Below are 8,886 nucleotides of genomic sequence, written 5' to 3'. Positions count from 1 at the left end.
GCCACTGCACCATCACCGCGGCGCCGCCCTGGAACATCCACTCGCCACCGCACCGCTCCTGGCACCCGACTGCCAACTCGGCCGACGTACGTGACGCCCCGGCCGTTGCTAGCCCGCCGAATCGGTAGAAGTGGCGGCCGAGAATGTAGTTGTGGTCGACGAAGTTCGAGTTTCGTCGCCCGCAACTGCAATCTCGGCGCCCACAACTGCAGTCTCGACCGACGCAACTGACGTCTCGACCGTCGTACGTGACGTTTCGGCCGACGTATGTGACGGCTCGGCGCTATTTGGCGGTAAGGGCCAGGGCGGAGGTGACGAGGAAGTCGCGGACCTGGTCGGGGGAGACGGAGCCGACGGTGGGTACGCCGGGGGCGGACTCCGAGACGAGAATGCCGACGCGGGCGAGCTGGAGGGCGCCGAGGCCGGAGGCGTAGAGCGTGTTGGCGAGCAGGTTGGCGTCCTTGACGTGGAGCTCGCCGGACGCGGCACCGTCCTCAAAGACGGTGGTGAGGATGGTGAGGCAGCCGTTCATCGCGCGGCCCAGGCGGAACAGGGCGCTCTCGGAGAGCTCGTCGAGCAGGTCGGAGCCGCTGCGGCGCATCAGCGTCTGGGCGCAGTCGACGAAGGCGGGATGCTCGATGCCGTAGTCGACGAAGGTGCCGACGACGTCGCGGACCACGTCGGTGGGTGCGCTGTCGCCCTCGGTCGCGGTGAGCATCCGCTCGCGGAGCTCGTCGAGGTAGCCGACCAGGGTCAGCGCGAAGATCTCGTCCTTGCCGGTGAAGTGGCGGTAGACGATCGCGCGGTTGATGCCGACCGCCTTGGCGATGTCCTCGATCTGGGCGTCGCTCACTCCGCGCTCGTCGAAGAGTGTGCGGGTGGCGGCGACGATGTCTGCCTCGCGGGCACGGCGTCGGGCGGCGGCGGCCGAGCGGCGTCCGTCGGACTCGGTGCCGCGGGAAGAAGCGGAGCCCGAGGCGGAGTGGGGACTGGTTGATCGGATGCTCACAAGCACACTGTACGCGGTGTGCAACTCCGAGTTGCACTGTGAGTGTCAGTCCTCACATCCGCCTAGTGGAGCAGTGCGCGCCGAGCACCAGCGACGTCATCGGTCGTGACGTAGTCGACCCCCGCGACCGCGGCGCGGAGCACGGAAGCGGTGTTCACCGCCGGCCAGGTGCCGACCTCGGCTCCCTGGTTGCGGTAGCGGTCCACGAGGGCGGCGTCGAGCAGCCGGGTGTGGAGGTGCACCTGGGTGAACTCGCCATCGTGGAGGTCCGCGGGGTCGGGCTCGTCCTTGACGGCGACCGTCTCCATCCCGGTCCGCTCGAAGCCGGGGAAGTCGAAATGACTTGCCTCGAAGCTCATGAAGATCGCCTTGTCACCATGGCCCTTCCTGGAGACCCAATCCGGCCGCAGCGAGACGACCTTGCGGTAGAGCGCGCGCATCTCGGCGGCGCTCTCGCCCTTGAGCTCGACCACGAGCCGGACGCGGTGACCGTGGAGCCGCTCGGCCGACTCGATGGCGTCGAAGGTCTCCTCGATGGTCGGCACCCGAACGCCGCGGAACTGGGGCCCCATCCACGAGCCCGCGTCGAGCGACTGCACCTCGTCGAGGGTGAACTCACGCGGGCTCGCCCTCCGGCGCTCGGGGAAGCGGGCCTCGACATCGGTGGTACGCCTGAAGTCGCCGTCGTGCAGCAGCACCCACTCGCCGTCGGCCGTCGGCTGGAAGTCCATCTCGATGAAGTCGGCCCGCTGCCGCACGGCGCTGCGGAACGCGTCCAGGGTGTTCTCCGGATGGTTGAGCGAGTCGCCCCGCCAGGCCATCACCCCGACCGGCCTACTCCCCAGGGAGTAGACGGCCGCCGAGGACCCCACGAACGCCGGCGCCCCGTGATGCGCCCGGGCGATCGTCCGGAACCGAGTCTTCGCCACCTCCCGGGTCCTGAAGACGTACGTCGCATGGCCGGTCGGGCCGGCGGTGAGGTGGGCGACGTTCGTCCATCCGTTGCCGCTGTCGCGCTGGAGGGTCAGGACCCGTCCGGGGCGGGCCGGAGCGGCGAAGAGGGTGACTCGTACCGCGCTCCCGGCGCGCACCGACCTCGCCATGCTGGTCGTGACGGCCTGCTGCTGCCCGAAGAGCGTACGCGGCGCCGAGACCCGCTCCGCCCAGTTCCGCCCCTCACGCTCGACGCCGGGTGCGAGGACCCGCCAGCGCATCCTCCATGAGGATTGGCTCACGACGAAGGAGTAGTGACCAGTTTGTGCGGCGAACTGCTTCTGTACGGGTTGCCATTCGCCGTCGTGGTAGCGCTCCAGCCGGACCACCCGGCTCACGCTAGGCCCGAGCGAGCCGCTCAGCCTGAACGACTCACCCAGGATCGGCCGGGAGACGCTGGCGCTCGGCGCGGCGACCGAGGGATCGGTGGAGGCGCCGGTGGCGGCTGAGGCCGGGTTGAGGGCGGCGGGCCCCAGGATCAGCGTCAGCATCGCGAGGATCGCAACCAGGCGGGCATAGGCGTGTGGGGGCACGCGCAGTGAGGTTAAAGGATTGATCGGGGCCACCTGCACCCGGTATCCCGATCAGGTCACTGAAGATACATTCTGACGGCATCAATCGTGTCGGCCTCCGCCGGTGTCTTGTCGTCGCGGTAGCGCACCACCCGGGCGAACCGCAGCGCGACGCCGCCCGGGTAGCGCGTGGAGCGCTGCACCCCGTCGAAGGCGATCTCGACCACCTGCTCGGGGCGGACCTTCACCTGCCAGTCGTCGGTGCCCCCGACGGCGAGCTCGGTGAAACGCTCGGTCTGCCAGGCCAGCATCTGGTCGGTCATGCCCTTGAACGTCTTGCCGATCATCACGAACTCGCCGTCGGCGCCCCGAGCGCCGAGGTGGATGTTGGAGAGCCAGCCCTTGCGGCGTCCCGAACCCCACTCGATGCCGATGACGACCAGATCGAGGGTGTGGACGGGCTTGACCTTGATCCAGCCCGAGCCACGCCGCCCCGCCTCCCAGGGCAGGCCGACTCCCTTGACGACGACGCCCTCGTGGCCGGCGGCGAGCACGTCGGTGGCGAACCGCTCCGCCTCCTCGGTGTCCACGGTGACCAGCCGCGGCGCCCGATGCCGCTCGGGGACGACCCGATCGAGCTCGGTGAGGCGCTGGTCGAGCGCGAGGTCGATGAGGTCGCGGCCGTCGACGTGGAGGATGTCGAAGAAGTACGGCGCGACGACCGTGTCGGCCGCCGATCGGGTCGCGGTGCGCGAGGCGGTCTCCTGGAACGGCCGCGGCCGCCCGTCGGGGCCCAGCGTCATGGCCTCGCCGTCCAGCACGAGCGTGTCGGCCGGGAAGGAGGCGACGATCTCCGCCACCTCGGGCAGCCGCGCGGTGATGTCCTCCAGGGTGCGGGTCGCGATGCGTACCTCCGAGCCCGACTTGTGGGCCTGGATCCTGATGCCGTCGAGCTTGGTGTCCACCACGACCGCCTCGCCGAGCTTGGCCATGGCCTCCTCGACCGAGCCCGCCGACGAGGCGAGCATCGGCAGCGCGGGCCGTCCCACGACCAGGCCGACCTCGGCGAGTGCCTCCTCGCCGTCGAAGGCGAGCCCAGCGACCACGACGGTCGAGCCGGCCAGCATCGCGGCGCGGCGTACGGCGGGCAACGGCACCCCGGCAGCCACCGCGAGCGCCTCCTGCACGAGCGAGTCGAGCGCCCCCTGGCGTACCTCTCCGGTGATCACGCCCCGCAGCCACACCTGCTCCGCGGTGGTCGCCGCGCCGAAGAGCGCCTCGGCATCGGCCGCCCGCGCGACCTGCGAGCCCGAGCCCGCCAGCAGCGACATCCGCTCGAACGCCTCGTGCACGTCGCTCACCGTGAGCGACGCCTCGGCCGCGGGCGATGGGAGTGCGGTGAGCGAGCGCCACCCCAGCCCCGTACGCCGCTGCAGCAGCGTCCCGGCGAGGTAGGCGGTCACCACCGGCAGCTCATTGCGTGTGGCTGCGCCGAGGCACTCCGCCAGCGCGGCGACCTTCGCCTTCCGCGACCGGGTCGCGGCGACGGCGTTCGAGGTGGAGACGATGTCGGCGAGCAGCATGTCTCCAGTGAACATCAAGCCACCGACACTTTTCAGGAACGCTAGGCGGCCGCCGCCTGGTTCGGATCGCGCCCGAGGAGGCGCAGCGCGTCGCCCCAAGGGTCCATGCCACCCTCGGCGAGCGGCGCGGCGAACACCGGTGTCCCGCCCGGGCTCGCGGCGATCTGCCGAGCCAGGTCGAGGACGAAGCTGACGGTGGCCTCCGCAGGCCGGTAGGTCTGCCCGAGAGCCGTCGCGACGTCCCAGGCGTGCACGGCGGCATCGAGGAGCTGCATGCCCAGCGCGACCGCGACTGTCGGGCGGAAGCCGAACTCGGCGAGGTGCACGGTCACCTCCGGGTCGGCGGCGCCGAACGCGTCCCGAACCCGGGTGGCCGAGTCCTGCCATGTCCGGGCGACGTCGTCGGCGCCGACCGGCACGGACTCGTACGCAGCCACCGGCGCGTCGCCGTCGGCGACCGCAGCGGCGAAGCCGAGGTTCTGTCCGACCATGTGGCCGAACAGGTCCGCGAGGTCCCAGCCCGCGCAGGGCGTGGGAACCGTCAGATCGCCGGACCCTGAAGCCAGCACTGTGATGTCGTCGAGGGCGCGGTCGTAGGCGGTGAGCATATCCGTAAAAGTAAGCATGAGTAGATCGTAAGCAGATGTAGACGATATGTCGAACGGTTAGGATTCTGCGGTGGATCGACCCGAGCTCGGCTTCCTGCTGTCCCGACTGATGCGCGAGGTGATGGCCCGCGAGAAGCCGATCCTCGACGCCGCCGGGCTGGAGATGTGGGACTACGCGGTGCTGAGCGCGCTGGCCGAGTCGGACGCACCCACCCAGGCGCAGCTCGCCGCCACGACCGGCCGCGACAAGACCCGCCTGATCGGCAACCTGGACCGCCTCGAGACCCAGGGCATGGTCGAACGCGAGCCCGACCCGGCCGACCGCCGCAACCGGATCGTCTCCCTGACCGCGGCCGGCTCTCGGGTCCTCCGCAGCTGCCGCGACGCCATCGGGGCCATGGAGACGGAACTGCTGGCCGATCTCGACGCCGCCGATCGGGCGGCGTTCGAGCGCGCCCTGACTGCTCTCGCCGACACCGAGCGCTGAGCCGCTCCGCCTATCCTCGCCCCATGTCGCTTGCTACCGCCCGCTCCTGGATCGAGTCCGAGCTGCCGGCCCTGCTGGCGCGTCGCCGCGTTCCGGCGGCGGCTGTCGGGGTGCTCCAGGACGGCCAGGTCATCGACCACGCCTGCGGCATCCTCAACCTCGAGACCGGTGTGGAGGCGACCACCGACTCGTTGTTCCAGGTCGGCTCGATCACCAAGCTGTGGACCACCGACCTGGTGATGCAGCTCGTCGACGAGGGCCGGGTCGGCCTCGACGACGAGATCAGGCGCCACCTGCCAGGATTCGCGGTCGCAGACGAGGAAGCGACCGCGACGATCACGATCCGCCAGCTGCTCTCCCACACGGCCGGCTTCGAGGGCGACGTCTTCACCGACCACGGCCCGGGCGACGACGCGGTCGAGCGGTTCGTCGCGTCCATGGGCGACCTGCCGCAGATCTTCGCCCCGGGGGAGCGGTTCTCCTACTCCAACGCGGGCTACGCCGTGCTCGGGCGCCTGGTGGAGGTGCTGCGCGGCACCACCTGGGACCGGGCGCTCCAGGAGCGTCTCGCCGCCCCGTTGGGTCTCACCCACATCGCCACCACGGCCTACGACGCGATCAGGTTCCGTGCGGCGATGGGCCACATCGACCCCGCTCCCGACCATGTCCTGCGACCGGGACCGGCCTGGGGGATGGCCCGGGCGAGCGGACCGGTCGGTGCGATGCTGTCGATGCGCGTACGCGATCTGCTCGGCTTCGCCGCCATGCATCTCGCCGGCGGGACGGCCCCTGACGGCACCCGCGTCGTCTCGGCGGCCTCCTGTGCCGAGCTGTTGACCAGGCAGGTCGACCATCCCGCATCGACCCGGTCCGACGCGCGCGGCCTGGGCTGGTCCCTCGACGACATCGGCCAGGGGCTCGTCGGCCACGACGGCCAGACGATCGGGCAGTCGGCGTTCTTCCGGATGGTGCCCGAGCACGGGCTGGCGGTCGCGCTGCTCACCAACGGCGGCGACACCTACGGGCTCTACCACGACGTCGTCGGTCACCTCCTCGACGACCTCGCCGGCGTACGGATCGCGCCCGACCCGGTGCCACCGGCCGAGCCGCCCTCCGGCTTCGATGCCGGGCGGCTCCTCGGCACCTACCGCGCCCGGATCGTCGACTGGACGCTGCGCCAGGAGCCCGACGGCCGGCTGTGGGTCGAGGAGATCCCCGGCCCCGAGGGCGTCGCCATCGGCGACGAGCCGCAGAGCTATGAGGTCCTTCCGTACGCCACCGACCAGGTCGTCACCGCCGACGCCCTCCACGGCGCGCACCGTGTCTTCGGCTTCACCGGCCGCGACCCCGCCGGCCGGGCGACCCATCTGACCACCAGCCGGGTCTTCCCGCGGGCTAACCTCGGGACATGAGCGCGCAGCGGACGATCCGTCCCGGCTACGCCGTCGGCCTCGCCTCGATGCTGCGGCCGCTTCGGCGTGGGCTGGGCGACCCGACGTACAAGATCCTCGGCGAGGATCACTGGCGAGCCATCCGTACGCCACAGGGCCCCGCCACGCTCAGGCTGCGCCAGCGCGACGCCGAGGTGGAGTCCGAGGCGTGGGGCGAGGGTGCGGCGTGGGCGCTGGAGCACGTGCCCGGGCTGCTGGGAGCGGGCGACCGCCCCGAGGAGTTCCACACCGACGACCCGCTGCTCGCCGGCCTGCTGGAGCGCTTCGAGGCGCCGCGCTTCGGACGTACGGGCCTGGTGATGGAGGCGCTGGTGCCCTCGATCATCGAGCAGAAGGTGACCAACAACGAGGCGTTCCGCGGCTTCGGCAACCTGGTCAGGCGCTTCGGTGAGGTCGCCCCCGGCCCGGGCGCCGATCACGGGCTGCGTCTGCAGCCGACACCCGAGACGCTCCGGACCATCCCCAGCTGGGACTGGCTGCGCCTCCCGGTCGACCCGGCCCGGTCCAAGGCAGTCCTCCAGGCAGCCCGGGTCGCGACGGCGGTCGAGCGGACCGCCGGCCTCCAGGGCGAGGAGGTCGAGCGGCGGCTCACCACCATCCCGGGCATCGGGGAGTGGACCGTCGCCGAGGTGCGGCAGCGGGCGCTCGGCGATCCCGACGCGGTCAGCTTCGGTGACTACCACCTCGCCAAGGACGTCGGCTGGGCGCTGACCAACGAGGCCTGGGACGACGACCGGCTGCGCGACTATCTGGACCGGTTCCGCCCGCATCGTGCTCGCGTGGTCGCCCTCATCTACCGCGGCGCCGGGAAACGCCCCAGGCGAGGGCCGAAGATGTCGCCGCGGACGCATCTGCCTTCTTGAGTGCCGAGACGGCAGGCCCTCAGAGCAGCGGGCGCAGAGGGGTCAGGACCAGCTCGGTGAACTTGCGGTGGATGTCGCGCGCTGCCCACTCGTCGGAGGTCAGTTCGAGCGCGTTGGACTCGTCGCGGGAGAAGATCTCCTCCATCTGCTTGGCGACGTGGCGGTCGAAGATCTCCAGGTTGATCTCGTAGTTGCCGGTGAGCGAGAGCCGGTCGATGTTGGCGGTGCCGACGGTCGACCAGAAGCCGTCGACGGTGGCGGTCTTGGCGTGGATCATCGCGTCCTTGAACCGCAGGATCCGCACTCCCGAGCCGAGCAGCTGGGAGAAGTAGCCGCGCGAGATCCAGTCGACGACGATGTGGTTCGACTTCAGCGGCAGCAGGATGCGTACGTCGACCCCGCGCTGCGCCGCGGCCTTGAGCGCGTCCACGAAGTCCTCGTCGGGGACGAAGTAGGCGGTGGTCAGGTAGATGTTGCGGGAGGCCCGGTTGATCGCCTCCAGGTACATCGACCGGATCGGGAACATCCACAACCGGGGCACGTTGCGGTGGAACCGGAGATCGGGCTCCCATGACGGCGCGGTCTCGATGAGCAGCGGCCCCTCGGCGTCGTTGCCGTGGGTCAGCGGGTGCGGCCGCCGCCGGTTGAGGTTCCAGAAGTCGGCGAACGCACGGCGCAGGTCCCACACACCGGGGCCGGTGATGCGCACGTGCGTGTCACGCCACTCGGTGGCGTACGCGGTCCCGATGTTGTAGCCGCCGACGAACCCGACCGTGTCGTCGACGACCAGGATCTTGCGGTGGTCGCGGCCGTAGCGGGAGAGGTCGAAGAAGCGCCACCCCGCCGCGTAGGTGGGATAGCGGAGGACGTGCATCCCCTCGGGGAAGCGCTTGAACCGGGAGGGCACCACGAGGTTGGCGAGCTCGTCGTAGATGCAGTAGACGTCGACGCCTCGCTCGGTCGCCGAGGCCAGCGCCTGTTTGAACCGCTGGCCGACCTCGTCGCCCTTCCAGATGTACGTCTCGAGGAAGATCTGCTTCTTCGCGCCGTCGATGGCGGCGATCATGTCCTCGTAGAGGTCGTTGCCGAAGGTGTAGGTGGTGACCGTGCCGTCGCCGACGCTGTTCGTCAGCGGTGGCGTCACCGGGAACGGCTTGCCCCTTCGGCCTCGCTTGCCTCGGCTGCGGTAGCCGTCGACGAGGCTCATCACGACAGCCAGCGCCACCGGCACGCCGAACACGGCGAGGAGCAGGCGGCGTAGGAACCTCATGACGCCCCCCGGCGACAGTCTCATCACAGTCCCCAATCTAACCGGCTCGGCGCGGCGAGACACACCGGTGCGGACTTCTTACCCATGCCGATGGTCCCGACCAGTCTGAT

8 protein-coding genes are annotated in these 8,886 nt (G+C 70.5%); 3 read left to right on the top strand and 5 right to left on the bottom strand.

Features of this window, described 5'->3' with window-relative positions; translation table 11 throughout:
* Positions 1-283: 283 nt before the first annotated feature.
* The 4 genes from ABZY89_RS12840 to ABZY89_RS12825 all read right to left on the bottom strand — a co-directional run bounded on the left by ABZY89_RS12840 (position 284) and on the right by ABZY89_RS12825 (position 4,705).
* Positions 284-1,009 carry a TetR/AcrR family transcriptional regulator gene (locus ABZY89_RS12840; RefSeq protein WP_355227640.1) on the bottom strand — a complete coding sequence of 242 codons (726 nt, stop codon included), beginning with the start codon at positions 1,007-1,009 and terminating at the stop codon, positions 284-286.
* 62 nt (positions 1,010-1,071) lie between these two features.
* Complete coding sequence (locus tag ABZY89_RS12835) at positions 1,072-2,535, bottom strand: glycerophosphodiester phosphodiesterase family protein (protein WP_355227638.1); 1,464 nt, start codon at positions 2,533-2,535, stop codon at positions 1,072-1,074.
* A gap of 56 nt (positions 2,536-2,591) precedes the next feature.
* On the bottom strand, positions 2,592-4,097 hold the full coding sequence (locus ABZY89_RS12830) for an ATP-dependent DNA ligase (protein ID WP_355227644.1): 1,506 nt from the start codon (positions 4,095-4,097) through the stop codon (positions 2,592-2,594).
* 41 nt (positions 4,098-4,138) lie between these two features.
* Complete coding sequence (locus ABZY89_RS12825) at positions 4,139-4,705, bottom strand: TIGR03086 family metal-binding protein (RefSeq protein ID WP_355227636.1); 567 nt, start codon at positions 4,703-4,705, stop codon at positions 4,139-4,141.
* A gap of 70 nt (positions 4,706-4,775) precedes the next feature.
* Between ABZY89_RS12825 and ABZY89_RS12820 the strand changes: the two genes are divergently transcribed.
* From ABZY89_RS12820 to ABZY89_RS12810, 3 genes are read left to right on the top strand one after another with little or no spacing between them, the layout of a single operon-like run.
* A complete protein-coding gene (locus tag ABZY89_RS12820; RefSeq protein ID WP_355227634.1) occupies positions 4,776-5,192 on the top strand; it encodes a MarR family transcriptional regulator in 417 nt (138 codons plus the stop codon).
* 23 nt (positions 5,193-5,215) lie between these two features.
* A complete protein-coding gene (locus ABZY89_RS12815) occupies positions 5,216-6,604 on the top strand; it encodes a serine hydrolase domain-containing protein (RefSeq protein WP_355227633.1) in 1,389 nt (462 codons plus the stop codon).
* Complete coding sequence (locus ABZY89_RS12810) at positions 6,601-7,506, top strand: DNA-3-methyladenine glycosylase 2 family protein (protein ID WP_355227632.1); 906 nt, start codon at positions 6,601-6,603, stop codon at positions 7,504-7,506. The genes ABZY89_RS12815 and ABZY89_RS12810 overlap by 4 nt, the downstream gene beginning before the upstream one ends.
* Positions 7,507-7,525: 19 nt before the next feature.
* On the opposite strand, the gene ABZY89_RS12805 is transcribed toward ABZY89_RS12810, so the two are convergent.
* On the bottom strand, positions 7,526-8,776 hold the full coding sequence (locus tag ABZY89_RS12805) for a phospholipase D-like domain-containing protein (RefSeq protein WP_355227630.1): 1,251 nt from the start codon (positions 8,774-8,776) through the stop codon (positions 7,526-7,528).
* Positions 8,777-8,886: the final 110 nt, after the last annotated feature.

It is taken from the genome of Nocardioides sp. NPDC006303 (assembly GCF_040613175.1).
Classification (GTDB): Bacteria; Actinomycetota; Actinomycetes; order Propionibacteriales; family Nocardioidaceae; genus Nocardioides.
This window is presented reverse-complemented; position numbering and strand designations above follow the sequence as displayed.